Raw genomic sequence first — 26,454 nt, 5'->3', positions numbered from 1 at the left:
CGACCATTCAATGGGAAATCGTTGGGGATCTAAACCAAAGTAGACCAGGTTTGGTGTCACTACAGTGTAGAACTTGATTTCTTGACTAGTCTACAAAAGACTACCTGAAACCCGCAGGTTTGAGTTCTCTGTATTGCTAATTTTCACATCTGGCCTGGCCAAAGTTGCGAAATTGTGTGAGGGTTCGGTGGATCTAGGCCCGTCAAACCGGCCCCGGCCCCGGTTAGGATCACCATAGGTTTTGCAACAAAAAAAAACAATTTGACTGCTTCTGTCTTTGAGCGTGAACAGCTCCTGTTTGAACCCACCGTGGCGGCCTCGGATGCCGTGAACCTGGTGCTGGCGTTTCCCAATACTTACGACATTGGGATTACCAGCCTGGGCTATCAAGTGGTGTGGGCTACCCTCGCCTGTCGGGGGGATGTCAATGTGGCCCGCTATTTTACGGATGTGCATGAATCGCTGCCCAGTGACCTGGATTTGCTAGGTTTTTCCCTCTCCTGGGAACTAGACTATGGCAACATTCTCGATACCCTGGATGCCCTGCAAATCCCGCTTCGTGCTGGCGAGCGATCGCCGCGCGATCCGCTGGTGTTTGGAGGCGGGCCAGTGCTCACGGCCAATCCGGAACCCTACGCAGAATTTTTTGATGTGATTTTGCTGGGGGATGGGGAGGACCTACTGGGCGCCTTTATTGAGACCTATCAGCAGGTTCGAGGAGACCCGCGAGAGGCACAGCTGTTGGCCCTGGCCCAGGTTCCGGGAATCTATATTCCCAGTCTGTACCAGGTGAGCTACGAACATCCAGAGGGGGCAATTGCGGCCATTACTCCTCTGCACGCCCAGGTGCCTGCGGAAGTGGTGAAGCAAACCTATCGCGGTGACCGGCTCTCTGCATCGACGGTGGTGACGGACAGGGCTGCCTGGGAAAACATTTATATGGTGGAGGTGGTACGAAGCTGTCCAGAGCTGTGCCGCTTTTGTCTGGCTAGCTATCTAACCCTGCCCTTTCGAACCCCCCATGCCACCGACTCGCTCATCCCGCTCATTGAGCAGGGACTCAAGGTAACCAACCGGATTGGGCTACTGGGGGCATCGGTGACCCAGCATCCCGAGTTTGAAACCCTGCTGCACTATTTTGATCGTCCGCAGTGCGACGGAGTGCGCCTCAGCGTTGCTTCAATGCGCACGAACACTATCACTCCCCGGCTGGCCACCACCTTGGCCAACCATGGAACGCGATCGGTGACCATCGCCATTGAGAGCGGCTCGGAGCGGGTTCGCAATATTGTGAACAAAAAGCTGGATCAAGCCGACATTTTTCGGGCGGCGGAACATGCCAGGGCAGGAGGCCTTAAGGGGGTCAAGTTTTACGGTATGGCTGGGATTCCTGGCGAGGTGCCAGCGGATCTAGAGGCAACGGCGCAACTGATGCTGGATTTAAAGAAAGCGGTGCCAGGACTCAAGCTAACCCTGGGATGCAGCACCTTTGTGCCCAAGGCCCATACTCCCTTCCAGTGGATGGGGGTGAATCCTGAGGCCAAAAAGCGCTTGCCGCAACTCCAGAAAAGGCTGGCCCCCAAGGGGATTGAGTTTCGGCCTGAGAGTTATAACTGGTCAATCATTCAAGGGCTGCTGTCGCGCGGCGATCGCCGTCTTGGGCGAGTGCTGGAATTAACGCGGCGCTATGGGGATTCCGTTGGGAGCATTCGGCGGGCGTTTAAGGAGCTGCGGGGACAGGTGCCAGCCCTGGAATTTTACGTGTTTGAGAACTGGCCCAGTGATCGGGTCTTGCCCTGGGAACATCTGCGCGGACCGTTGCCAAAATCAACGCTCCTGAAACATCTGCAGGATGCCAAGGCGTTGATGGAATAGATTCTGGCGTCAATGGGGATGAATCTGCCAAGTCTGTCGGCTTTGGTTCAGGTTGTCCGCTGGGGGATTCTGGCAACCTCGACCCGATTACGTCCCTTATGCTTCGCCCGATACAGCGCTTGGTCAGCTCTGGACAGGGCGTTTTCCAGGGTTTCCGAAACGGCAATGGGCGTGATGCCAATGCTAATGGACAGCGAGATCTTGAGTTGCCCCACCTTCAGGGTGCTTTCTGCGACCGCTCTGCGCAGTCGCTCGGCAATCATCTGACCGGCATCGGGGGGGGTCTGGGGCAAAATCAGCGCAAATTCTTCTCCTCCCAGCCGTCCCAGGAGGTCGCCCTGGCGCAGGGTGGTCAGGCAAATCTGGACCAAATGCTGCAGGGCGCGATCGCCCGTGGCATGGCCAAAGGTGTCATTAATGGACTTGAAGTGATCCACATCCAGGATGGCAACACAGAGGGGCTGCCCCTCTTGACGGGTTGCCATCAGCAGGTGAGCCGCGCCATTGAGGAAGGATCGACGGTTGTGGATGCCGGTCAGGGGGTCCGTTTCTGCAAGGGCACGCAGCTCGGACTCTAACACCTTCCGTGCTGAAATATCGTTGCAGGAAAATAAAAAACAGCGTTCGTCGTTGAATAGGAGTTCCACCCCAGAAATGAGGGACCAAAAGGGGTCGCCATTCACCCGCCGCAGTTCCGTTTCGAAATCCAGAACCCGGCGATCGCGCCGAATCCGATCTAGAAACTCCGCCCGAGTCGTCGGTGTGGCCCAAAAGTCCGGCTCCCGGTAGCGGCCCGTTTCCGGGAGGGTAAATCCAAACAGTTCCGCGGCCCGCTCGTTGAGGTAGTGAATAACGCCGGTTTCCGGTTCGCTGATGACCACGGGGAAAGCCTGAGAATTGAGAATTGTGAGCAGCCGCTCCCGGCTGGCCACCAGTTCAGAGGTCACATTCTGGACCTTTTGGAGCACATTGTTATAGTGAATGGCGATCGCCGCTGCATCTGTTTCCGGCTCCACCTCCACCGGCTGGCTAAAATCTCCCACTAGGGAATGGGCCTTCATACTGGTCAGCAACTGTTGTATGGCGGTGCTGGCACCATGTTCGGAAATATTAAGGCCCACTCGCTCTTGCTCAACCGTAACCCGCAGGGGCACGATTCGGTCTAATAGCCAGAGCAGCCCATAGCCCATGCCAAAGGCATAGGCGCCCACAATCACCACGCCCAGTAATTGGATGGCCAGGCGTTGCCCTAGGACATTCTGGCTGCCCCAAACCTCTCCTGGAACAAACAGCGCCACCGCGACCGTGCCCCAGATTCCGCAGACCAGATGCGCTGGCACCACCCCCACCGCATCATCAATGTGTTGTTTTGCCATCCACTTGTCCGCAAGGGTACAGAGCAGCCCCGCAACGGCCCCAGTCCAAGTGGCACTGGCAGACCCCATCAGGTCGCAGCCCGCCGTGACGGCCACCAGCCCGCCGATGACCCCATTCATGATCAGCGGTACCTTGGGGCGTCGATCTAAGACCCAAGTTGTGAGGAGCGCCATCAAGCCGCCCATGGCTCCCCCATGGGCCGTGTTGACAAGAATCTGAGGAACCTTCTCGCTGAGCTGATAGGTGCTGCCTCCGTTAAATCCGAACCAGCCAAACCAGAGCAGGAAAACCCCCAAGACCGCAATGGGGAGATTGTCTCCCTCCACGGGGCGAGCATGGGGCTGAAACCGCCCCGTGCGGGGACCGATGATTAAAATGGCCGCTAAAGAAACCCATCCTCCCACTGAATGCACCACGGTGGATCCGGCGAAGTCATGGAACTGAAGCCTGGCTAACCAGCCCGGATCGGTGCTGTTAAACTCGCCCCCCCAAATCCAATGCCCAGAGACAGGATAGATGAGACTGGAGAGCAGGGTAGCTGTTAGAAAATATCCTAAAAAGCTCATGCGTTCCGCCACGGCCCCGGAGACAATGGTGGTGGCTGTGCCGCAGAACACCAGTTGGAATAGAAAAAAGGCGTAATGATTGGCGTTCCAGTCAGCCTCTGGCAGAATGCCGCTGCCCACCAGCCCCAATTGGGATTGTCCAAACATCAGCCCAAACCCTACGGCCCAGTAGATTGTGCAGGCAATACAAAAGTCCACCAGATTCTTGATGGCAACATTAATGCTGTTCTTGGCCCGGACCAGACCACTTTCTAAGCAGCAAAAGCCAGCTTGCATCGTGGTCACCAGGATGGCACAAAGAATAACCCAGACAACATCCATAGAAATTGGCATGGCGGAAGGAGTGAAAACCTCAATGAAGGAGATCTGGGAATTCTGAAATCTGTGGATTTTTATCCCAGGAATGTGACCAGGGGGAATCCTCTGCCAACTAGCACTTTACCCTGGAGTTAGCATCATCCATCATCCTCGCCCGGTTCTTCCGGCGGAGGGCAGTGGCTGGGTTGGTGCCTTCCCCCCGAGGGAATGTTGCCAAAGGCTAGGTTAAAGGGGCTCAGCACGTTAGAATTCAGTCTGAGACTTGAGAGAAGGCGTCGATTCAAAATTCTATGGATATTGCCAACCTTGCTGGCCAGCTCAATGCTGGCACGATTCTCCCGGAGGGGCTAGTAACCCTTACCCTACTGGTGGTCATCATTGGAGAAGTTGCCCTGGGCCGAAAGTCTGCAAAGTGGACTCCCTACGCCGCGATCGCAGGTCTTTTAGGTGCGGTGGCAGTCCTCTGCCTGCAGTGGGATCAGCCCAATCCCATGAGCTTTCTGGGGAGCTTTAACGCGGACAATGTCAGCATCGTTTTCCGCAGCATTATTGCCCTCTCGTCCGTGGTCACTATCTTGATGTCTGTTCGCTATGTGGAGCAGGCCGGTAGCTCCATTGGGGAATTTATGACTATCTTGCTCAGCGCCACCTTGGGGGGGATGTTCCTCTCGGGGGCCGAGGAACTGGTGATGATTTTTATCTCCCTGGAAACCCTGAGTATTGCTTCCTATCTGATGACCGGGTATATGAAGCGCGATCCCCGATCCAACGAAGCCGCGCTGAAATATCTGCTCATTGGGGCTGCTAGCTCTGCCATTTTCCTGTATGGGTTGACGCTCTTGTACGGGCTCTCTGGGGGGCAAACAACGCTGCCGGGGATTGCCACCCACATTGGCACTCAGCACTCCTTAGCCCTATTGATTTCTCTGGTCTTTGTGATTGCCGGCATTAGCTTCAAAATTTCGGCGGTGCCCTTTCATCAGTGGACCCCTGATGTCTATGAAGGCGCTCCCACTCCGGTGGTGGCTTTTTTGTCCGTGGGATCAAAGGCAGCGGGCTTTGCCCTGGCCATTCGTTTGCTCACCGAGGCCTATCCCGTGGTGGTGGAACAGTGGCACTACATTTTCACAGCCCTGGCGGTCCTCAGTATGATTTTGGGAAATGTGGTCGCCTTGGCCCAAACCAGCATGAAACGGATGCTTGCCTATTCCTCCATTGGTCAGGCTGGATTTGTGATGATTGGGTTTGTGGTGGGTACCGAAGCGGGGTACGCCAGCATGGTCTTTTACTTACTCATTTATTTGTTCATGAACCTGGGGGCATTTGCCTGCATCGTCTTGTTTGCCCTGCGCACGGGGAGTGACCAGATTAGTGACTACGCAGGACTCTACCAGAAAGATCCCCTCCTGACCCTGGCCCTGAGTTTGTGTCTGTTGTCTTTAGGGGGAATTCCCCCCCTGGCTGGGTTTTTTGGCAAGCTGTATTTGTTCTGGGCCGGTTGGCAAGCAGGGGCCTATGGCCTGGTGATCTTAGGATTACTCACCAGCGTTGTATCGATTTACTACTACATCCGCGTGGTCAAAATGATGGTGGTTAAGGAGCCTCAGGAAATGTCTGAGGTGATAGAGCACTATCCGGCCCTGACCTGGAAACCCTTTGGAATGCGACCGCTGCAGGTGGGCCTCATTGTGACGCTGATTTCCACCTCTCTAGCTGGAATTCTCTCAAGTCCCGTGTTTTCTGTGATTAACCAGTCGATCGCTGATATTCCTGCCCGTACCCAACTGACGCAGGTGCGCTCCTCCGCAGCTGTTTCATTCCTCTCAACGCCGCCGCCCAATGCCCGTTCTTAGCTGCCCTTTTCCATGCCTGGTTCCTTTGCTTCTTCTCCCCTAGTCAAAATCTGCGGGATTACCCGGGCCGATCAGGCTCAGCAGATTGTGACGCTAGGGGCCGATGCCCTGGGATTTATCTGTGTTCCGACTTCGGCGCGCTACCTTGATCCGGATCAAATTCGCTGCATTCTGGAGACTCTGCCACGGTTTTCCCGTGCTAAACAACCGCTGCTGAGTGTTGGTGTGTTTGCCGATGCCTCCCTTGAGACCATTGCTCAAACCCTGGCGCTTAGCCAATTGAACAGTGTTCAGCTGCATGGCAATGAAGATCTTGACTATTGCTTAACGCTTAAACAAAGCCATCCCCATCTCACGCTGATCAAGGCCTTCCGTGTCAAGGATCAAAAGACCCTCTATCAGGCTCAGCGCTATGGTTCAGCCGTGGATTTTTTTCTGTTTGATGCATTCCATGCCCAGGCCCTGGGGGGAAGCGGACAAACCTGGGACTGGACCTGGCTTGATCCAGTGCCCATGGCACGTCCATGGTGGCTGGCGGGGGGATTGACGCCGGAGAACCTACAGAAAGCACTGGTAAACTGTGCTCCGGCGGGCATTGATCTATCCAGTGGTGTGGAGGTTGAACCTGGCATTAAGGATCTCGAAAAAGTTACCCAGCTCTTTCGCCTACTGGCTTTGCCAGACCCTACAAGTCACCCAGTGTAATGGGGCGATTTTCCTCCCAGCCACAGGTTCGGCACCGGCTTCCTCCTTGAACACGCGATGAAATGTGCATGCTGTGCTTACAGGCAGGACAAACCCCGGTAAAGAATGGATGGGTCAGAATTGTGCGAATTTCGCTGAGATATTGCGCCTGGTTGAGCAAGGATGGGGGAGATAAATTCACCGGTTGTTTCTGCTTTTGGCGATGGAGTTGAGGATGTTCAAGGGTCATGGTCAGGTTCTAAAGGCTTGTAATCACAATCTCAGGCTCAAGGGGGAAACAAATTGGCAGCAGATCGGTCAGGCCACGCGAGTTGCGTCCTCAAACTAGACTGACAAGATCTAGACAAATTTGTGAATTTTCTTAAGAGCTTCAGGTTACGGTTTCATCAGTTTTGGTGAGAGAACGCAAAATTACTTTCAAAAAATAAAACTTTCGCCCCCCTATATTTGAAGGGGTGATTTATTTATACTTTGTCAGATAAAAATAATCTTCGCCATTGTGGAAACTACTGAATCTCTTTCTGGATGGGCTATTCGAGGAAAAGCGTTTGCCTGGGGATCGCGCACCTACATCATGGGAATCCTCAATGTCACGCCGGATAGTTTTAGCGACGGGGGTGACTTTTTTGAGTGCGATCGCGCCCTTGTCCAGGCCCAAGAGATGCGCGCTTGGGACGTGGATATTATCGATATTGGCGGGCAGTCAAGTCGCCCGGATGCGGATGAAATTCCCCTGCAAGCAGAGCTGAAGCGGGTTATTCCGGTGATTCAAGCGATCCGTGGCGTGGATGATCAAACGCCGATTTCCATTGATACCACCCGATCTGAGGTTGCCCAGGCCGCGATTGCTGCAGGGGCGGATCTCATTAACGATATCTCCGGTGGTTTGGAGGACCCGCGGATGTTTTCGGTGGCGGCCAAGCACCAGGTGCCGATGATTTTGATGCACCGCCGTGGAAACGCTAAAACCATGCAATCGATGACGACCTACGGCGATTTGGTGGCAGAGGTGATGGAATTTCTAGATCAGCAGCTTCAGGCCGCGGTCAAGGCGGGGGTGGATCGGCAGCAGTTGGCGGTTGATCCGGGCATTGGCTTTGCCAAAACCTTTGGACAAAATATTCAGCTACTTCAATCGCTCAGGCGATTCCAGCGCCTAGGTGCTCCCCTTTTGATTGGAACCTCCCGAAAAAGTTTCATTGGCCAGATCCTCAACGAGCCCGATCCGAAACAGCGCGTTTGGGGCACCGCAGCCAGCTGCTGCACGGCCATTGCTCAGGGTGCGGATATTCTTCGGGTACACGATGTTCCGGCCATGACCCAGGTGAGTCGAGTGGCCGATGCTTTCTGGCGATCGGGAGGCGGTGTGCTTTAGGGAGTCTGGCTGAAGCTGCAAACCGGTTCTCTATGATGGAGTCGATGACTGAGCCATTACCGCCTGGTTGCGTCCTTGCTGCTTAGCGCGGTACAGGGCGGCATCGGCCTGTTGAATCAAGGTGGCTGCTTGGTGTGCCGGTCCCTCAGGCACCAGGCAGGCTACCCCTAGGCTAAGGGTCACCCATTCGGCCGCGGAGGAATGGGCGTGGGGGATCTTGAGATTGGCCACACTTTGACGCACGCAGTTGGCTAAATGGTAAGCGCCGGTTAGGGGGGTATTGGGCAGCAGAATCACAAATTCTTCGCCGCCGTAGCGTGCGGCGAGGTCAGCTGGGCGCTTGGCGGTAGCCTGGATTGTTTGGGCCACCTCATAAAGACAGCGATCGCCCCTGGGATGACCGTAGTGGTCATTAAACTGCTTAAAGTGATCGATATCGCAAAGAATAAGCGACAGGGGATTGCCCTCACGCCGTAACCGCAGCCATTCTCGCTCTAGGGTGCGATCAAACTGGCCACGATTGGCAATTTGGGTCAGGGCATCGATCAGGGCTAGATCTTCAAGTTTCAAGTTCAGCTCTTGCAACAGGACCTCAACTCGCTTGCGCTCTAAAATTTCCTGATGAAGTTGACGATGCTTGAGCTCGAGTTCCTGGGTTCGCCGGGTAATGGTTTGCTCCATTTCCTCCATTAAAAAGGCTCGCTCGAGGGCAATGCCGGCCTGGTGGTTAAAGCTGGCGAGAAATGCCTCGTCCTCCACATCGAAGTTAGCTCGTGGCACGGGATGGGATGGAGTGGCGCGCTGCCGATACTTGTTGCATAGAACCGTGAGCCCAATTAAACGGCCCTGGTTATTCATCAGCGGCATGCAAAGCAGATTGTACGCCGGAAATGAGAGTCCCAAGTCTTCTGGCTGTAGCTCTCCTGTCCGCAAGCCATTGCGCCGCAGAGGTTGGCCCGCTTGAACCACCGATCCCAGCCAGCTGTGTTCAAGGGGCAGCTCAATCCGCTGTGGAGAAGACCCACAGGGACGCCAGAGCACGGATCGATCTCGGTTAATCAACCACAGATCGCAGTGCTGGACCTGAATAAACGATTTTGCCTCTGCTAGCACCTTCACCAGTGCTGTTTCCCAGTCCAGGCTAGCTTCGCTCAAAAACTGGGTGGCCCGCATCAAGGCTTCTCCGGCCCGGTGTCGCCGCGAGGCCCGATCAAAGGACTGGGCACTCTCTAGCAGCAACGCGATCGCCCCCCCAAATTCTTGGATTAAGGCCTCATCTTGATCCGTAAAGCCGCTGCGATCCACCCTTTGGGCCAGGGGTAAACTTCCCCCCTCAGGCTCTGGCACCACTTTGTTCACCAGTTGCACCACCGCAATCACGGCCTGATGATGATTCAGGAGTGGCAACGTTAGCAGGGAATAGGTGCGATAGCCATTGGTTTGATCCAGCTGCTTTGCTGTTTCAGAGCGCGGATCATCATAGAAATCGTAGGGAATATTGACCACCTGCCGAAGCTGGGCCACCTGCCCTGCAATGCCCTGGTCCGCTGGGATGCGAATTTCTAAGGGTTCGTCTCCTTCCCGCTGGGCCACCAGGGACCAAAGTTCCTGTTGCTGCGGGTCCAGTAAAAAAATCGTAGCGCGATCGGCCCTCAGCAGCTCTCCAATTTTTAGGGTGACCGCCTGGAGCATACTGTGTAACAAACCATCCCATTCCTGGTGCTCTAGCAACGCCAGCACCTGATTTAGAAACAGCACATTTTGCTGAATCGATCCAATCACCTCTTGAAAGGTATCGGGGGTTAGGGGAGCAAGCCAATCTTGAAAAATTTTCTGAAACCCGATGCTGGCGGAAGGATTTCCCCCTGCCAGGGCACCAGCGTGCCAGTCTTTGTGCAGGAGCCAAAGCGGATTGAGTTCGGTGTTGGGCAATGGGTCAGACATGGCGTTGCGATGATGGCGTTGCGGTAAATAGCGAATAGGCTTCCTTCGCCAACCCAAAGAGGATAAGGGCCTGAGGCCCCTCTCCTGCGGTTAACTATCCTGCGATCAGCAGCTGTTTAGATCTAGATCTAAACCTGGAGCTTCCCTATGTTCAAAGTGCCCCAATCCGCCCACCGACCCAGCGTCGGGCCGGTTTTTCTAAGCTCCTTTATGGGGGGATGGGAAATGGGGAATGGGCGACGGGCCGCAACGATACTGGGTGTCTGCCCCCGATGGGCGCTAGCGATAGCTAGCCATAAGCCTCGACCCAGGCGATCATGCCCTCCAACAGAAGCTGGGGATTGTGCTGTAGTGGGATCTGAGCTAACCAAGCATTGGCGGGGAGGGCCTGGATATATTGCATAATCTGGGGGCCATCTCCCCCGGTTATCACCAAGGTGCTGGCGGGCTGGCGGGTTTTCCAGTCCTGGCAGAACCTTTGAATGGTGGCGATCGCCCCATGGACCACTCCGCTTTGCAGAGCGCCCTCAGTGTCCCTTGCCCATAGCTGGGGGATTGTGCCCGGTAAGGGAACCGCCGGGAGCGCAGCGGTTCCCTGGGAAAGGGCCAGTAACTGTAGCCCTAATCCCGGTAAAATGGCGCCCCCTTGACACCGACCCGCCGAATCCGCCGCTGTAAAGGTCAAAGCGGTGCCCGCATCAATGACGAGTGCTGGCCATCCATAGCGCCCGCCTGCCCCCCAGAGGGCTAAGGCTCGGTCAAGGCCTAAGGTGGGGTAGCGTCCCTGCAACGGGATTTGGTCCAGAGAGAGAAGCAAAAGGGTTGGATACTGCTGCCAGGTCTTGAGTTGGGATGCAACCACGCTGGCAACGATCAGGGGAGGAAAGGGAGTCTGACCCTGCTGCTGATGCCATCTGAGGGCCGGAGAAGATTGACAGTAAGCCTCCCAGGATTGAGGCAGATCACAAGATGGGATGTGGGGCGTGACCCACTGCTGCTGTATCTGCCCCTGGCGGATGTAGGCCCACCGCAGATGGGTATTTCCAATGGCCAGGGCCACCCAGACTTGAAAAGCTCCCATCGCTGCCTTGTAATTGCTGAAGGATTTACGTTCGCGCTTCCAGTTCATCATCTCTCAACTCGCTCAGGAATCCCCAGCCCTTTCCAGGAAAGCAACCGCGGGGATGTCGAATCTATAATTCTTGCTACAGGACCGCTTTTTACGCCCTAGTTGGCAATAAAGTAGGAGAATACCAGTCTTTTCCCGTCAAGCCGGGAACTCGTGGGTTATGTCGGGGTTGCCAGCCAGAACTATTGCCGCAGGGGGATCCGCCACACCGCCGCCCGCTCCGGCCCATGTCGTGATTCTTGAGCAAGATCCTCTGGTGCGTCGTCGCCTGCGCCAGCTTCTCACGGATCAAGGCTATCAGGTTGCCCTAGCCAAAACGGCGGAGCGAGGCATTGCGTTGATGACCCAGACTCCCCCTGCTTTGGCACTTCTAGACTGGTCCCTGAGTGGGTCGGGCCAGCTCTGTCGCTATCTGCGTCAACAATGCTGCTACACCTATCAAATCTGTCTACAGCACCAGGCGCGGGTGAGCGATCGCATTCAGGGCCTTGATGCAGGGGCCGATGAGTTTCTGAGCAAACCGATCTTGGAGGCTGAGCTGTTAGCCCGCGTTAAAGCCGGAATCCGAACTTCCCAGATGCAGCAAACCCTAGTGCTTCAAAATCAGATCATCGTTGCTCAAAACCAAACTCTGGCAGCGGAGCTGGAAGAAGCCACCCAATATATTCGCTCACAGCTTCCCCCACCGATGCACACCCCGCTCAAGATTGACTTTCGGTTTCTGCCTTCTCAACATCTTGGCGGGGACTGTTTTGATTATTTTTGGCACCATTCCGGATCGCTGGTGCTCTACTTGCTAGATGTGTCAGGACACGGGATGAGCGCAACGTTGATGGCCATCGGCGTTTTAAATGAGCTCCGACACCCCCCTGAGCAAGTCGATCTGCTCAACCCTGCCGAGGTGTTATGCACCCTGAATCAACGGCTCCCTATGGAAAATCACCACAACAAATATTTAACCATTTGGTATGGGGTTTATCAGCCTCAGGATCGCTGTCTCACCTATGCCAGTGCGGGTCATCCTCCCGCTCTACTTTTGAAACCCTCTCCCGTCCCGGTATCTGCCCCCTCCCGTTCTGCGCTCGCCGCTGTTCCTGACCTGGAATGCTTGAAGACCCCTGGACTCCCGGTGGGTCTGTTTCAGGGGCAGAACTATTGCAACGCCTGTCAGGGGGTAGATTCAGGCGACACTCTCTATCTATTCAGCGATGGAATCTACGAATTCCCGGATGCCCAGGGAAACATTTGGGGCCTGGATCAATTTCAGCAACTTATCCAGCAGCAGCCCCTTTCCCTGGATCGCCTCCTTCAGCAGCTGCGATCGCGCTGCGCCGCCCCCACCTTTACCGATGATTTATCTCTGCTTAGGGTTCGGTTTGGTTGATGGTTGGATCCTTGAGGTTTTGACTGTTGTCTGAGCCCCTGTTGTCCCTAAACCGCTAGTAAACTCTGTTCCGCCTCATGACGGCTGGGAAAGACCTCAAAGATTTGAGCTAAATCTGTCAACTCCAGCAAAGTTTTAACCTGCTCATTAATGGCACAAAGAAGGAGGCCAATGCCAGCTTGCTTAAGCGACTTGTAGGCTAAAATCAGCTCACCCAGGCCAGAGCTATCCATAAACGAAACCCCTTGACAGTCTAAAATGACCAGTGTCGCGGATGAGGTCAGAGCCGCTTGAACTTGTCGGCGAAGCTCAGGGGCGATGCTGCTGTCAAAGCTGCCAGTGGGCTCGATGGTATAAAGCGTTGGATGGTTCATGGAACAGGCCCCCATTGGGATCACGGGTTCTCTTGACTGAACGGCTTCTTGACTCAACGTTTTCTCAAGGGCCTGAGTTGCCCACGGGTCTGACCCGACACGAGGGATAAGGCCAACTCAAACCATTGTGACACAGCTGCTGGCGGTGGAAATCCCAGTCTGTATCCCGCTAGTCTTCCCTTGAGTGGACTTCTCCCCCACAGGTCGGGTTTGCTGTTGATCAGAAAGTCTAAAGATTTCCCACAATGCTTAACAAATAGGATAACGGAACGTTAACCTGCCTTCAGAGTCATTGCAGCAATCCTGCGGCTGGAATCATCATTTGTCTCCCCACCTATATGCCCTGGACCCGAATTTTTAGCAGTATTGTTGCCATCATCATTGCCCTAAGCATGACTCTCTTAGGGGGCTGGTACTTCACGCTCATTTTTTGCCTGCTGGTCTATTTGGGACAGATCGAATATTTCCAGCTTGTGAAGGCCAAGGGCACGCTACCAGCGGCTAAAACCACGATGATTGTGAGTCAGGGTTTACTGATCGTGGCCAACGCTACGGCCTCGACTCCCAACGAAGTGTTTGCAGACGCCATTTTACCCGTGGCAGGGTCGCTGATCTGCTTTTACTTACTCTTCCAGCCCAGGCTCTCGTCAATTGCCGATATTTCCGCCTCCATTCTTGGCCTTTTTTACAGTGGTTACCTGCCCAGTTATTGGGTCCGGCTGCGAACGGTGGGAAATGCTGAGGTGAGCAACCTGCCTCTCCATGGATTTTGGCCGCAAAACTGGATCGATCTCACCCGTTTTCCCCTTGGATTTAAGGTCACCCTGCTGGCGTTTTTCTGTATCTGGGCTGCCGATATTGGGGCTTACACCATGGGGCGCTGGGTCGGACGGACTAAACTGTCGAATATCAGTCCTAAAAAAACGGTGGAAGGGGCCGCCTTTGGCATTCTGGGCAGCATCGGGATTGGGATCTCCGGGGCGGCTGTTTTGCAGTGGCCTTTCTGGTGGGGGACGGGTTTGGCCTGGGGCGGCATGATTGGGGTCGCTAGTCTCCTGGGCGATCTGACTGAGTCGATGATGAAGCGAGATGCAGGGGTTAAGGATTCCGGCCAGCTGATCCCAGGGCATGGGGGCATTCTGGATCGCGCAGATAGCTATGTATTCACTGCCCCTCTGGTGTATTACTTTGTCACTATCCTCATTCCTCTGCTGGAGTCCTCTCGTCCGTAAGCACGGGGCTGATTGTCTCCTTAGAAGGCTTGAATCCACTCGCGAATTTGATAGTCTGTCCAAATGCCGTGTTGCCAATAGGGGTCGCCTTCTACCCAGGCGCGAACCTGGGCCTCGGATTCGGCTTCGTACAGGCCAAATACCATGGTGGTATCTTGAGTGGGTCCCAGGGTCAGTAAGGTGCCCGCTTGCTTTTGAGCTGATAATCCGGCTAGATGGGCTTCTCGGTAGGGAGCCCGTTTCTCCAGCACATTGTCACAATAATGGCCCCACATGACGTACTTAGGCATTGGTGAATTGCATCTCCAACAGCAGCCTCAAAATTATACCCACAGACGCTTCGAGATCGTGGCACAATGCCCTAGGACAAGTTTCTTGAGAGCAATGGCATGGGGTTACAGGAGTTTCAGGTTTTTGATCAAGATCTCAGCGCGGCGGCGACAGCGGCCTATTTAAGCTGCGATCGCCTGGCGGTGGATACGGAAACCATGGGTCTGCGGCACCACCGCGACCGTCTGTGCCTGGTTCAAATCAGCAATGGGGAAGGTCAAATTAGTGTGGTGCGCATTGAGCAAGGCCAAACCAGCGCGCCCCAACTGCAGCAGCTGATGGAGAGTCCAGCTGTGGAAAAAATCTTCCACTTTGCCCGGTTTGATATGGCCGCGCTGCGCCATCATTTAGGCATTGTCACCCAGCCTGTATTTTGCACCAAAATTGCCAGTAAGCTGGTGCGCACTTACAGTTCTCGCCATGGTTTGAAGGAACTGGTGCGGGAAATGACGGGCATAGAACTGGATAAAAGCGCCCAGAGTTCTGACTGGGGAAATGCTCGGGCACTCTCCGACGAACAGTTGAGCTATGCCAGCAACGATGTTCGCTACCTCATTGCGGTGCAAGATCAGCTCAAGGGGATGCTGCATCGAGAGCAGCGCCTGAGTTTGGCGCAATCTTGCTTCGAGTGCCTTCCCACCCTTGTGACCCTGGATTTGATGCACTTCGAGAACATCTTTGAGCATTGATGGGCCTCCGCAATCTGGCAGCTGCTCACGGCTTTGAATCAAACTTGGTTCCCTCGCAAGCTGAAGGATTCCCGTGTATTTAAATCGCCTCGCTCTGGTTAATTTTCGGAACTATGCTCAACAAACGCTGGGCTTTTCAGCTCCGAAAACCATTCTGGTGGGGGAAAATGCCCAGGGGAAGTCCAATTTGCTGGAAGCCATTGAACTCCTTTCGACCCTGCGATCGCACCGCACCTCCCGCGATCGCGATCTAGTCCGTGAAAATGAAACCCAGGGACAAATTTTGGCAGAGATTTTGCGCGACAGCGGTCAGCTTGATTTAAGTCTGACCCTGCGCTCTAGGGGGCGCCGCACCTTGACCCTCAATAGTGAGCCCCAACGACGCCATCTCGATGTGCTTGGTGCTCTCAATACGGTGGAGTTCTCTAGCCTGGATCTTGATTTGGTTCGCGGGGGGCCTACAGAGCGCCGCAACTGGCTAGATGCGGTTCTCCTTCAGCTAGAGCCAATCTATGCCTATCTCTCCCAGCAGTACCACCATATCCTCAAACAGCGCAATGCACTTTTAAAGCAGCATCGACGCGAGGAAAACCGTCCCCTAGACCCGCAGCAGCTTCAGCTTTGGAACCAGCAGCTGGCCACCATTGGCGCTAAGGTCATGCAGCGCCGCATCCGACTGATGGATCGCCTGCAGCCCCTGGCTCAGTCCTGGCACAGCGCCATCAGTGGTCAGATTGAGCAGCTTCACCTGAACTACCTGCCCAGCGTTCCCTGGGAAACCGAAGGGCCAGATCAGATTTATGCAACTTTTTTGGACCGGTTGTCCCAGCGGGCGATCGCGGAGCAGTCCCAGGGCATGACGCTGGTGGGTCCGCATCGGGATGATGTGCAGCTCACCATCAATGAAACTCCAGCGCGGCAGTATGGTTCCCAGGGACAACAGCGTACCCTGGTGCTGGCGTTAAAACTGGCTGAACTCCAGCTCATTGAATCGGTGATTGGCGAACCGCCCGTTTTGCTCCTGGATGATGTGTTGGCTGAGCTGGATCTTAAGCGGCAAAATCAGTTGTTAGAGGCCATCCAAGATCGGTTCCAAACCATCATTACCACTACCCACCTCGGTGCCTTTGATGCCCACTGGCTAGAATCGGCAGAAATTCTGACGGTTTCCCAGGGGCAGATTTTAACCTGACGATCCTATCCCCAAGACCCTTGCCCAGGGCAGAGGCGCCACCGTGAACTTTGATTGGCTAACCTACAGACTGATGCCTGTGATACTGGCAATTAAATCCTTGGCGGTCGCCACAAGCTGATCCTGATTAGGACTCTCAGAATTAATCTCCGTCTTCAGCGTCTCAAGATTCGTCTCAATTTGGGTGTAGGTCTCCCCAGACTTTTCTTTTACCTGGTCAGAAATCCCCGACCAGGACTTCTGGAGCTTTTCGACCTCGGTCCTTGCTCGGTCGAAATCTCCCTCCTGAACCGCCGCCAAGGTGTTAGACGCGTTCTCTCTAAAGCTGGCGGCACCACCGGCCAGACTCGTTAACTCGCTGACCTCCTGTTTAGCCGTTTCCGCCGTCTCGCTCACTTTTTTCTGGACCCCTTCAACGGTTTTTGAAACCTCAGAGGTGGCCTCCTGGGCTTGATCCGTGACGTTTTCCACCTGTTCGCCACAGGCGGTTGTCAACGCCAAGAGTCCAGCGGTCGTGAACACCAGCGCTAGCTTACGGGGTTGAATCATGCTCCTTCTCCTCATCAAACACGCAGTCCTTAGACATGGGCGTAATTTTACTCAGTGTTTGCGAAATTCACAAGATTTTGTAAAATTCAGCTCCAAAAACCCTGTCGGGAATCTTGGGGGAGCGATGAATGGCTCAGTGCAGTAATTCCAGGGCACGCTTGGTCAGGGCTTCCGCCGTGATTCCATTAAAGGCCATCAACTCTCCAGCACTGGCGGTCGTTTCTCCTCGCTTCCAGGCAAAGACATCGCGTCTTAGGGAACTTCGCAATAAAATAGGCTCTAGCATGGCACTGGCTCCTCCTGTGACCCCAATCAATGCATCTCCTGCAAACAGCGCCTCAAAGCGTGAATCGTTCAAGAAAACACCATCGGGTTCTGAACAAGATTCCCAGGCCACATCGCTGGGACGATAAAGTCGTCGGGGGTTGATCACTGAAACAATCCGAACGCCGTACCCTTCGGCTTCCAGGGAGGCAGCCGCCTCAAACACCGGAATCAGAGTCATATCGCCAATCACGGCGAAGGTCAGCACCTTGCCCTGTTCTGTGCCCGGAACATCCTGGAGCACCACCGCCCCCGTTTCAATTCCCTGACGGGCCTGGGCAAGGGTAATGCGCAGGGGCAGCGGCGACTTGCTGGCCGTGATGATCATTCCCTTGTTGTGCGTCCCCAAGGCCCATTCGTAGGTCACCTGAATACTATTGGCATCAATGGGAAATAAGGGATAAACATTGCCATTGCGCATCATGGCCGCGAAGTAATTTTCAACCTCTGGCCGCTGGTGGGTCCAGCCGTTGCGCCCCTGCTCCAGTGCTCCGGCGGTGTACAGCGTCACAATGGATGGGGTTGGCCGCCGCAGTTCCGCCATGGCCTGGGTGACGGTTTGGAGGATTGGTAAGCCATTGATGGCAAAGGACTCGTAGGAACACCACAGCGCTCGACCTCCGAGCAGGGATAGACCGGCCGCAAGTCCCGCGCAGGCATCTTCACTTAAGGGCTCGTACACCTGACCGTTGGGACCTTGGAAATAATCATCGTCTGCGGTGGGATGGATAATTTTCAAGGCCTGGTTGATGTTGCCAATCCCAGAGGCTGCGTTGCCATCTGCATTGGTGACCAGATAGCGCCGATCGATCTGCCCCACTTTGGCCACCAGCGCTCCCATGGCAGTGGTGGCAACCTTGGGCTCTCCAGCGATCGCAAATTCCTCGAGCGGCAAGGGGCCTATTTCAGGCAGAGGCAGCACTGATTCGGTGACCACCGTTTTTGCCGCGGGTCCTCCCCCTGCCCGGCTCAAATTCTGACGCACAATCTCCCAGGCTTGGGGCGGCAAGGCGCGGGCCTTCAGTGCCGCTACGATCTCAGGATTGTCTAAGGTGTGGTGGGCATAAAGATTGTGTGATTTTGCGCCGCGGGCATGGACTCCGGCTCCCTTAAGCTGTTTCAGGATCAGCACCGTCAGACGGCCGCCTAGGGCAGACTGGGCCGCTGTCTGGGCGGCCTCCAGAACCGCCGCCATAAAGGCCAGGCGCTGCTCAAAGGGGAAGGCCGTACTGTCGACGTAGGGACCGCTTTGCTCACCGTCTCGATCAAACGCCTTGGCGTCCACTAAAATGACGGTGTCAAATCCCTGGGCCTTCCAGTAGGCCGTCATGGCCTCGTTGGACTGGGTGGAGACCATGCTGTGGTGCTCCTGGCTAAACCCATTCCAGGCCAGTACAGGCAAAAAGTTCGTGACCTGGGGATAGGCCGTGTGAAAATGACCCATGCTGCTCATGACATAGGGTTCTCCCAATCCCCCGTCGCCTAGGGTAAAGGGAAACAGACGATTGCGGTGTAGCAGCGCCGCGGCCATGGCAAAGTGCTGCCCTTGCCCAAGAGGCCCTGCTGGACCCAGCAGTCCTGGAATTTGACCAGATAGGTGACCCAAGAGGCCGTGGCGCTCCCGAAAGCGATCGCGGAGATGCTGGACCGTGGTAATCCCCATCTCCTCCAGGGACTGGTCCATGAACATGGCTGCGTAGAACCCCGGCGCATGGTGTCCGACTTCGGTAAACACATTCTTATGCCCCAGCATTAACAGGGCAACATAGGCCTCCACACAGCTTGCAAATCCCCCTGGATGCCCTGAGGACTTGCTTGCCGTCATCTGTAACACTAAATATCGCAGCGCATCAGCGGCCAGTAAGCTCTGGTAAACCGCGGCACGATCCGTCGAATCCGCGATGGCCTGGGACTGCTGGGCAATGACGGGCCTCTGTCCCAGGGTCTCAAACTCTGGCCAGGGGTCTCCAAAATATTGAATGCCTTCGGTAAAGGCCAGGGGGGAGGGGGATTCAACTGCGACGGTCATAATAGAAAAATATCAATAACAATAAGAAAGTACATTGATTTCTATTAAGAGTCTACCCTGGATAAGTCCCGATGGCTGACCCCGTACAAAGCCACTGAACCTTATCCAGGATTAGCCGTTCGGTGGCCGTGCCTCTGGGGCCCGGCCCTCGGGTGCAAAAACTCTGGTGTTAAGACTCGGCTGGCCGAGAGTCTTCGAGCCAGTCAAAAATTTGGTCAACTTGTTCCAGGGAAACCAGACCCCGCTGCCACAGCACAATGGGAAATTGATTTAAAAAGGAAAACGACTGACGAGACGCTAGGGCGATCGCCTCCTCAGAAAGATGCAATTCCTGCTGAAGATAATGAATAAGCTGGGGGGCCAGGGTCTTGGACATGCAATTGAATCGTTGAAGTCTCAGCATCCTAGCAGATGATTTCACGACCGACCAGGGTTGGACACAAAAAGCTGTATCTGGAAATACAGACAAAACCTCGCTGCCCTACCTCACTGCTCTTAACGCCGGTTCCTTGCGCAAGGCCTTCCCCTTAGCCAAAGGTGGTTCCATTCCAACCCCATAGCGATCCCTTAGACTCATTGAATTCAATATAGATGCGATTTTTGGGAATCTTCAGCTCGTCCTCAAGGATCTGGCAGAGGTCCTGGCTGATGGCCTGGGTTTGTAGGGGGCTAATAGTCCCTACGCTCTTGACTTCCAGGTAGCATGCTGGGGCTTCGCTGCCCCCAAAGGTCATGGGGATGTCTGCCTCAAAGGCCGTCATTACGTAGGCTTCCGACTTATGCAAATGGTTGGCCAGTTGAGAGGATAGCTGTTTCAAGAGACGATTGACCTGCGATGGGTCGGGGGTGGCAACCGAAGCTTGAATTTTGAGTAAGGGCATAGGTACAGTCCTCGCATGATAGCGCTCGTCGTCATCTTACCCTCTGCCAGGAGGGGAGGAAAACCGTCCATTCGGGTCGGGAGGCCCAGATGACGTGGAGGACAAGACTGTGGCACATTGAACACAGCGTTAGCGGTGTTGTTTACTATGCCCATTCTTCGGAAAGCTTTTTCTGGTGTCCAGGCTCAATGGTGGCTTTCCCTCTTGGTGCTGGGGCTGGTGGTCGGAGGATGCCAAACCCAGCGCGCCGATAATGCAGCGCCGGAACTGCCGCTAACCCCCAGTGGTTCCCCGACCCCCCCGAATTCTCGACCCGTCATTAGCCCTAGCCCTAATTTTGTAGTCGATGTGGTCGATCAGGTCGGGTCAGCCGTGGTGCGCATTAATGCTTCTCGGACCGTGAGTCGGCAGCCTAACTCCCTCTTTGGCGACCTGTTTGGGTTGCCCAATCAGCGACCCTCGGAACGGGTAGAGCGCGGGACGGGTTCAGGCTTTATCTACGATAAGTCAGGGTTGGTCCTGACCAATCGCCATGTGGTGGAGGAGGCCGATCAAGTGACGGTGGTTCTCAAGGATGGTCGTCAGTTAGAGGGTAAGGTTCTAGGCGCCGATGCCCTGACCGATGTGGCCGTGATCAAAATTGAAGCGGATAACCTGCCCACCCTTAGTTTGGGAAATTCGGAGGCGATTCAGCCCGGCGAATGGGCGATCGCCATTGGTAATCCCCTGGGACTGGACAATACCGTCACCGTTGGAATTATTAGCGCCACCGGTCGCTCTAGCTCAGAAGTGGGAATTCCAGACCAGCGAGTGAACTTTATTCAGACCGATGCCGCCATTAATCCTGGCAACTCTGGGGGGCCACTACTCAATCAAGCTGGACAGGTCATTGGCGTGAACACTGCTATTATCAGCGGAGCGCAGGGGTTGGGGTTTGCGATTCCCATTGACCTAGCCAAAGATATCGCCGATCAGCTTGTGACCAGTGGAACGGTGGAACGAGCCTACATCGGGGTCAAAATGATCAACCTAACGCCAGCCCTGGTGGAACGCCTGCGGCGAGAAAACCCAGATCTACAGGTGAATAGCGATCAGGGGGTCTTAGTTTTCGAGGTGGTTCGGGACTCCCCGGCTGAAAAAGCGGGGTTAGAACCGGGTGATATTATTCAATCCATTGATGGCAAGGCTATTCAAGATTCTGCTGAGGTTCAGGCGGTCGTCGAACAGTCTAAGCCAGGAGAGGTGCTGCGCCTGCAGGTTAACCATGAAGGAGAAAGGCGCAATCTACAGCTGACCCTGGGCACTCTCTCGCCGGAGTCCTTTCGATCCCCAGGTTAACCCATCCCCATTGGCGGAATCTTACACTGGATTGCAGGGCCCAAAGGCGGGGTGATCAATCCTTCCCAAGGTCCCAGTGCGAGGCCCGGTACCCCTGCTTGCCATTGAGCAGGAACCCAGGCAATGCCATAATAGGCCTCACTGGCATAAAAAGGTCTATGAAAACGCTGGAAAAAAATCCGTTACGCGACCAGGGTACCCTAATTCTAGGGATAATCGGCACGCTGCTGCTGCTTACCTACCTATTTGACTTTGGGATTCGGCTGTTTACGGCCCAGTTTGAGAACTTAACCTGGCAACAAAACTTTCTCAACGAGTTGATTGATCGTGGGGTGACGCCCTTACTAGGGCTGGTTTTCATTTATATTGGCACCCTATTTCACTCCAGCACTGACGCCACGGTTCCTAGCCAAGAGAGTCCTCTTAAAGATGGTCGATTCTGGCTCTTTGTGGTGTCCAGTCTGCTTGGATTACTGTACTTAATCTTGATTCCGTTCCACTTCAATACCACGGGGAGTATTTTAAGTAGCGCCATTGAACAGTACGATCAAGAGGAAGGGCGGGCCCAGCAGGAAATTCAGCTTCGACAGCAGCAGCTCTCTGCCCTGGCCAGCAGCGATCAAGCGGATCAAATTTTGCAAAATCAGCAAATTCCTGAGGCTCAGAAGGAACTGCTGAGGCAGGCCAAGGAAAATCCCAGCGTGATTGAGCAGCGTGCCCAGCAAGAATTAACCAATGTGCAACAGCAGAAGGCCGAAGCGATTAAGAAAGCCAACTCCGAAGCCCTCGTTGCCCGGCTGCGGGCCGAATTTCGCAGTGCTCTTCTCGCCGTGGCCTTTGCGGTATTGGGCTGGACGGGGTTGCGCAATGTGCTGAAGGGGTAGCTAGGCCCAAATTCGCCTACCATAGGCGATCCCCAGCGGTTCCCTCAATTGCAAACTTTTGCAAAAAATAGCTAAGCTAGCATTATCGACCGATTCTTTTCCTGCGTTTTTCCTGGCGATCTAGTGTTCGAGCGTCTCAAGCAAGACCTAAAGAATGATCTCATTGCCGGACTGCTGGTGGTTATCCCGCTAGCAACGACTATCTGGCTGTCCGTCACCATTGCTATTGGTGTCGTCACCTTTCTCACTAAGATTCCCAAGCAGCTTAATCCCTTCCAGGACTTGCACCCCATCTTGCTGGACTTGATCAACTTACTGATTGGGTTTGCAGTTCCGCTGTTCAGCATCCTGGCCATTGGTCTGATGGCGCGTAATATTGTCGGTCAGTGGCTTTTGAATACGGGGGAGCAAACGGTTCAGGCAATTCCCCTGGCTGGGTCCGTCTACAAAACTCTAAAGCAGCTTTTAGAAACCATCCTGAGGGATTCTCGAACGCGATTCCGTCGGGTGGTGCTAGTGGAGTATCCTCGCCCTGGACTGTGGGCTATTGCCTTTGTGACGGGCACTCTGGGAGAAGCCGTCGCCCCTGATCTGCCCGAAACGATGCTCAGCTTGTTTATCCCCACCTCTCCCAACCCCACCACAGGCTGGTACTCCATTGTTCCAGAACGGGAAGTGATTGATCTGAAAATTCCGGTGGAGGACGCCTTCAAGCTGGTGATCTCGGGGGGAATTGTTACGCCCAACCTCCACAAGTTTTTAGAGGCGATCGCCCAGATTCCCCCTGGAAAAAGCGATTCCGTATCCTCCGGCGACCCTGTGGTTTCCGAATCCCCTGCGACTCACCCCCAGCTTTCTAGCTGAGTGGATTTATTCTTTGGTTTAAACCGTATCCGCTGATGGTCGTGGAGACCAATTTTTGTAATAGACTAAACCGATGCCTCACGATAAAGCCAGTTGACCTTGGTTCTATCTTCTGGGGGCTTGAGGAATCGATGAAGGGTACGTTAAGGACATTACGCCTCTATGCCGCCAATTGAAGTTTTTCGGACTCTAATTCCTGGGAATTTTCCCTCTTTACTTGCGATTACTTCTGAATCTGAAGCTGGCCCTGTGATTCTTACCGGGGTTCTGTTAAGCCTGGTGGTGATTTATTTCGCCAGTAAGCTAGGAGCAGAGCTGTCTCGGTATCTGAGTTTGCCCCCGGTTCTGGGAGAGCTAATTGCCGGGGTGCTGGTGGGGGTTTCAGCCTTTCAGCTGATTTTGTTCCCAGAGGATGGTATTACCGCCAGCAATTCCAATTTAATGTCGGTCATCCATCTAATTGAACCCATGACCGATGAGCTGGCAGACTTAATTTTTAAAACCCAAAGCGAGGTCATTTCCGTCCTGGCAGAAATTGGAGTGATTATTCTGCTCTTTGAAATTGGCCTGGAGTCTGAGCTGCGCGAGCTGGGGAAAGTGGGCTATCAGGCCGCCATTGTGGCCTGTGTTGGGGTTGCGGCTCCCTTTGCTGCGGGAACTCTGGGGCTGATTGCCCTGTTCCATGTTCCGGCTATTCCAGCCATCTTTGCCGGAGCGGCCTTGACCGCCACCAGCATTGGCATTACCTCCAAAGTGCTGTCCGAATTGGGGCATCTCAAGTCGCGGGAGGGCCAAATTATCGTTGGGGCTGCAGTTATTGATGATGTCTTGGGCATTATTGTCCTGGCGGTGGTGGCCAGCCTCGCCAAAACTGGAGAAGTAGACCTGATGAACGTTTTGTTCCTGATTGTGGGGGCAACGGTCTTTTTGTTGGGGGCTATTTTACTGGGCAAATTTTTCAATCAAGCCTTTGTTTCCCTGGCTCAAACCTTGAAAACCCGAGGCAACCTGGTGATTCCAGCCTTTATTTTTGCCTTTTTCATGGCCTTTGTGGGCAATGCGATCCACCTGGAGGCTATTCTAGGGGCCTTTGCCGCTGGCTTGGTGCTGGATGAAACCGATACCCGCAAGGAACTTGATGAGCAGGTGCGGCCGATTGCCGACGTGCTGGTTCCCATTTTCTTTGTGACGGTGGGGGCCAAGGTGAATCTTGGGGTGCTGAATCCCGTAGTCCCGGAAAACCGGGAGGGGTTAATTATTGCGGGCTTCTTAATTGTGGTGGCCATTGTCGGGAAGGTGATTAGTGGCTGGAGCATTGTGGGGAACAATGAACCGGTGAATCGATTGGCGGTGGGAGTGGGGATGATTCCCCGTGGTGAGGTGGGGTTGGTCTTTGCGGGGATTGGGGCTGCCAGTGGTGCCCTTTCTCCAGCACTGCAGGCCGCCATTATTGTGATGGTGATTTTGACCACCTTTATTGCTCCGCCATTCCTGCAGTTGGCGCTGAAATCGAGTGAAGCTCCAGAGCAAAGTTTAGATGCCTCGAACTAGGGAGTATCCAAGATGGCGAGTCTGTCCCGCGAATTAAATCTGTACGTTTTTGAAACCTGCCAAGCGGAACATATTGCCCTGGCGGACTTGCTGTCGGTGGCCGAAGAGCGGGTATTCGGACTGCTGTTTGTGATTTTAGCGCTGCCCTCTGCCCTGCCGATTCCTGCCCCAGGGTATTCCATTCCCTTTGGACTTGCGCTGTTTATCCTGGCGGTGCAGCTGATGCTCGGCTGGTCTACCCCCTGGTTGCCCCATCGCCTGGCTAAACATCCCTTTTCGCGGCAGAAGGCGCAGGGCATCTTAAGGGCGGGAACCCCCTGGCTTCAGAAAATTGAAGCCGTGACTCGCCCTCGCATGACCTACATCTGTAAAGGGCGAATTGGAAACCTGATTCTTGGGGCGGCGATCGCGTTGATGGCCATCTCCATGATGATTCCCATTCCAGGAACCAATACCATTCCTGCCATGGGTATTTTTGTCCTGGGATTTGGCCTGTTAGAGGATGATGGTGTAATGAGCTTGGTGGGGCTGGCAATATGCACAGTGGGTTTAGTGGTCTCCACCTCCATTATTGGCGCTTTGCTGTGGGGCGGGAGCAGTCTGGTGGATCTGGCGAAGATCTGGCTCAATGCCCTCTAGTCACACCTCGGTAAAAACGCCCATTTTGCGAAACTTCTCGTAGCGGAGTTGGCGGCGTTGGTCGGGCGGCAGCAAGGCCACCTCTGCTAGGGTCTCGGTTAAGGCCGCTTTCAACGTTTCAGTGGCCTGTAAAGGATTGGCGTGGGCGCCTCCCAGGGGCTCAGGCAAAATACGATCAATTAACCCTAGCTTCAGCAGATCGGGAGCGGTAATCTTCAGCGCATCGGCGGCCTGGGGACCCTTTTGTGCATCTCGCCAGAGAATTGCGGCGCAGGCCTCGGGAGGAGCAACGCTGTAAATGGAATGCTCAAACATTAAAACGCGATCACCCACCCCAATGGCTAAGGCGCCCCCCGATCCTCCTTCTCCAATGACTGTGCAGATAATGGGCACCTCATATTTGAACATTTCGCGCAGATTGACGGCGATGGCCTCTCCCTGGCCATACTGCTCCGCCTCAAGACCGGCCCAGGCGGCTGGGGTATCGATGAAGGTCAAGATCGGCATTCGAAAGCGGTTCGCATGCTCCATCAAGCGCAAGGCCTTGCGGTAGCCGCTGGGGGAGGCCATGCCAAAGTTTCTCAGAACGTTATCCTTCGTATCGCGGCCCTTCTGTTGGCCCAACATAACCACGGGCTGACCGTTGAGGCGACCCACTCCAGCCACCATGGCGCTGTCGTCATGGCCCTGGCGATCGCCATGCAGCTCCATCCATTCATCACTAATGGCATTGATGTAATCCATCGTGCTGGGGCGGCGCGGATGCCGAGCTACCTGTAGCTCTTGCATCGGCGTGAGGTTACTAAAAATCTCCTTGCGCAGCTCCACTGCCCGCAGCTCTAACTGTCGGAGCTGGTCAGAAACATCAATGTTTTTCTCAGCTGCAAGGATACGGATTTCGTCCATCCTGGTATCCAGCTCTTCTAGAGGCTTTTCAAAATCGAGGAGCTGTTTCTTGCGAGGGGGGGCCGCCATCCTGGAATCCTATAAAGTGCAATGCTGCCAACGGGCCGCAAAGCTCTATTTTATCGCTGAGAGGCAAACAATTGTGA

24 protein-coding genes are annotated in these 26,454 nt (G+C 54.6%); 13 read left to right on the top strand and 11 right to left on the bottom strand.

All coding sequences use genetic code 11. The annotated features are described in order from the left end of the window. Positions 1-261: 261 nt before the first annotated feature. Positions 262-1,875 carry a B12-binding domain-containing radical SAM protein gene (locus tag QQ91_RS11345; protein ID WP_166275155.1) on the top strand — a complete coding sequence of 538 codons (1,614 nt, stop codon included), beginning with the start codon at positions 262-264 and terminating at the stop codon, positions 1,873-1,875. A gap of 47 nt (positions 1,876-1,922) precedes the next feature. Here QQ91_RS11345 and amt read toward each other — a convergent pair whose 3' ends face one another. After that, the gene (gene amt, locus QQ91_RS11340) at positions 1,923-4,139 is read right to left on the bottom strand and encodes an ammonium transporter (RefSeq protein WP_166275153.1); all 2,217 of its coding nucleotides are present in this window, start codon (positions 4,137-4,139) and stop codon (positions 1,923-1,925) included. A gap of 287 nt (positions 4,140-4,426) precedes the next feature. On the opposite strand from amt, the gene QQ91_RS11335 reads away from it, so the two are divergent. Beyond that, the gene (locus QQ91_RS11335) at positions 4,427-5,989 is read left to right on the top strand and encodes an NAD(P)H-quinone oxidoreductase subunit N (protein WP_166275151.1); all 1,563 of its coding nucleotides are present in this window, start codon (positions 4,427-4,429) and stop codon (positions 5,987-5,989) included. Between the two features lie 12 nt (positions 5,990-6,001). Next, positions 6,002-6,694: a phosphoribosylanthranilate isomerase gene (locus QQ91_RS11330; protein WP_166275149.1), complete on the top strand. Its 693-nt coding sequence runs from the start codon at positions 6,002-6,004 to the stop codon at positions 6,692-6,694. Here the strand turns inward: QQ91_RS11330 and QQ91_RS11325 are convergent. Next, positions 6,675-6,923: a hypothetical protein gene (locus QQ91_RS11325; RefSeq protein WP_166275147.1), complete on the bottom strand. Its 249-nt coding sequence runs from the start codon at positions 6,921-6,923 to the stop codon at positions 6,675-6,677. The two genes, QQ91_RS11330 and QQ91_RS11325, sit on opposite strands and share 20 nt — an antisense overlap. 270 nt (positions 6,924-7,193) lie before the next feature. Here QQ91_RS11325 and folP point away from each other — a divergent pair, with 270 nt between their 5' ends. Then, positions 7,194-8,069, top strand: coding sequence for a dihydropteroate synthase (folP, locus tag QQ91_RS11320; RefSeq protein WP_250833334.1), 876 nt, complete (start codon positions 7,194-7,196; stop codon positions 8,067-8,069). A 30-nt stretch (positions 8,070-8,099) separates the two neighbouring features. Here folP and QQ91_RS11315 read toward each other — a convergent pair whose 3' ends face one another. Continuing rightward, entirely contained in the window at positions 8,100-10,013 is a 1,914-nt protein-coding gene (locus QQ91_RS11315) for a sensor domain-containing diguanylate cyclase (protein ID WP_166275145.1), read from the bottom strand. A 289-nt stretch (positions 10,014-10,302) separates the two neighbouring features. Next, positions 10,303-11,145 carry a pantothenate kinase gene (locus tag QQ91_RS11310; RefSeq protein ID WP_166275143.1) on the bottom strand — a complete coding sequence of 281 codons (843 nt, stop codon included), beginning with the start codon at positions 11,143-11,145 and terminating at the stop codon, positions 10,303-10,305. Between the two features lie 157 nt (positions 11,146-11,302). Between QQ91_RS11310 and QQ91_RS11305 the strand changes: the two genes are divergently transcribed. Continuing rightward, complete coding sequence (locus tag QQ91_RS11305; protein WP_166275141.1) at positions 11,303-12,526, top strand: SpoIIE family protein phosphatase; 1,224 nt, start codon at positions 11,303-11,305, stop codon at positions 12,524-12,526. Between the two features lie 47 nt (positions 12,527-12,573). Here QQ91_RS11305 and QQ91_RS11300 read toward each other — a convergent pair whose 3' ends face one another. Then, positions 12,574-12,900, bottom strand: coding sequence for an STAS domain-containing protein (locus tag QQ91_RS11300; protein ID WP_166275139.1), 327 nt, complete (start codon positions 12,898-12,900; stop codon positions 12,574-12,576). Between the two features lie 338 nt (positions 12,901-13,238). Between QQ91_RS11300 and QQ91_RS11295 the strand changes: the two genes are divergently transcribed. Then, positions 13,239-14,132 (top strand): phosphatidate cytidylyltransferase, encoded by an 894-nt coding sequence (locus tag QQ91_RS11295; RefSeq protein ID WP_166275137.1) that lies wholly within the window; start codon positions 13,239-13,241, stop codon positions 14,130-14,132. A gap of 20 nt (positions 14,133-14,152) precedes the next feature. Here QQ91_RS11295 and QQ91_RS11290 read toward each other — a convergent pair whose 3' ends face one another. Then, complete coding sequence (locus QQ91_RS11290; protein ID WP_166275135.1) at positions 14,153-14,422, bottom strand: YciI family protein; 270 nt, start codon at positions 14,420-14,422, stop codon at positions 14,153-14,155. A 99-nt stretch (positions 14,423-14,521) separates the two neighbouring features. On the opposite strand from QQ91_RS11290, the gene QQ91_RS11285 reads away from it, so the two are divergent. Together QQ91_RS11285 and recF are read left to right on the top strand one after the other, a co-directional pair. Then, positions 14,522-15,151 carry a ribonuclease D gene (locus tag QQ91_RS11285; RefSeq protein ID WP_166275133.1) on the top strand — a complete coding sequence of 210 codons (630 nt, stop codon included), beginning with the start codon at positions 14,522-14,524 and terminating at the stop codon, positions 15,149-15,151. A gap of 73 nt (positions 15,152-15,224) precedes the next feature. After that, positions 15,225-16,343: a DNA replication/repair protein RecF gene (recF, locus tag QQ91_RS11280; protein WP_166275131.1), complete on the top strand. Its 1,119-nt coding sequence runs from the start codon at positions 15,225-15,227 to the stop codon at positions 16,341-16,343. A 63-nt stretch (positions 16,344-16,406) separates the two neighbouring features. On the opposite strand, the gene QQ91_RS11275 is transcribed toward recF, so the two are convergent. The 4 genes from QQ91_RS11275 to QQ91_RS11260 form a co-directional block, all read right to left on the bottom strand. After that, a complete protein-coding gene (locus QQ91_RS11275; protein WP_166275129.1) occupies positions 16,407-16,892 on the bottom strand; it encodes a hypothetical protein in 486 nt (161 codons plus the stop codon). Positions 16,893-17,025: 133 nt separating this feature from the next. Next, complete coding sequence (locus QQ91_RS11270) at positions 17,026-19,245, bottom strand: phosphoketolase family protein (protein ID WP_166275127.1); 2,220 nt, start codon at positions 19,243-19,245, stop codon at positions 17,026-17,028. 169 nt (positions 19,246-19,414) lie between these two features. Then, positions 19,415-19,621 carry a DUF2949 domain-containing protein gene (locus tag QQ91_RS11265; RefSeq protein ID WP_166275125.1) on the bottom strand — a complete coding sequence of 69 codons (207 nt, stop codon included), beginning with the start codon at positions 19,619-19,621 and terminating at the stop codon, positions 19,415-19,417. 151 nt (positions 19,622-19,772) lie between these two features. Then, entirely contained in the window at positions 19,773-20,126 is a 354-nt protein-coding gene (locus tag QQ91_RS11260; RefSeq protein ID WP_166275123.1) for a phenylpyruvate tautomerase MIF-related protein, read from the bottom strand. 147 nt (positions 20,127-20,273) lie between these two features. On the opposite strand from QQ91_RS11260, the gene QQ91_RS11255 reads away from it, so the two are divergent. The 5 genes from QQ91_RS11255 to QQ91_RS11235 all read left to right on the top strand — a co-directional run bounded on the left by QQ91_RS11255 (position 20,274) and on the right by QQ91_RS11235 (position 25,402). After that, complete coding sequence (locus tag QQ91_RS11255) at positions 20,274-21,464, top strand: HhoA/HhoB/HtrA family serine endopeptidase (RefSeq protein WP_166275121.1); 1,191 nt, start codon at positions 20,274-20,276, stop codon at positions 21,462-21,464. Between the two features lie 158 nt (positions 21,465-21,622). Beyond that, complete coding sequence (locus QQ91_RS11250) at positions 21,623-22,348, top strand: HpsJ family protein (RefSeq protein ID WP_166275119.1); 726 nt, start codon at positions 21,623-21,625, stop codon at positions 22,346-22,348. A gap of 123 nt (positions 22,349-22,471) precedes the next feature. Next, positions 22,472-23,212, top strand: a complete 741-nt coding sequence (locus tag QQ91_RS11245; protein ID WP_166275117.1) for a DUF502 domain-containing protein — start codon at positions 22,472-22,474, stop codon at positions 23,210-23,212. Positions 23,213-23,374: 162 nt separating this feature from the next. Continuing rightward, positions 23,375-24,763: a cation:proton antiporter gene (locus tag QQ91_RS11240; RefSeq protein ID WP_166275115.1), complete on the top strand. Its 1,389-nt coding sequence runs from the start codon at positions 23,375-23,377 to the stop codon at positions 24,761-24,763. Positions 24,764-24,775: 12 nt separating this feature from the next. After that, positions 24,776-25,402: an exopolysaccharide biosynthesis protein gene (locus QQ91_RS11235; protein ID WP_166275113.1), complete on the top strand. Its 627-nt coding sequence runs from the start codon at positions 24,776-24,778 to the stop codon at positions 25,400-25,402. On the opposite strand, the gene QQ91_RS11230 is transcribed toward QQ91_RS11235, so the two are convergent. Beyond that, positions 25,403-26,377, bottom strand: coding sequence for an acetyl-CoA carboxylase carboxyltransferase subunit alpha (locus QQ91_RS11230; RefSeq protein ID WP_166275111.1), 975 nt, complete (start codon positions 26,375-26,377; stop codon positions 25,403-25,405). It abuts the gene before it with no gap. Between the last annotated feature and the right edge of the window lie 77 nt (positions 26,378-26,454).

This window comes from Lyngbya confervoides BDU141951 (genome assembly GCF_000817775.3).
Lineage (GTDB): Bacteria > Cyanobacteriota > Cyanobacteriia > Thermosynechococcales > Thermosynechococcaceae > Lyngbya > Lyngbya confervoides.
This window is presented reverse-complemented; position numbering and strand designations above follow the sequence as displayed.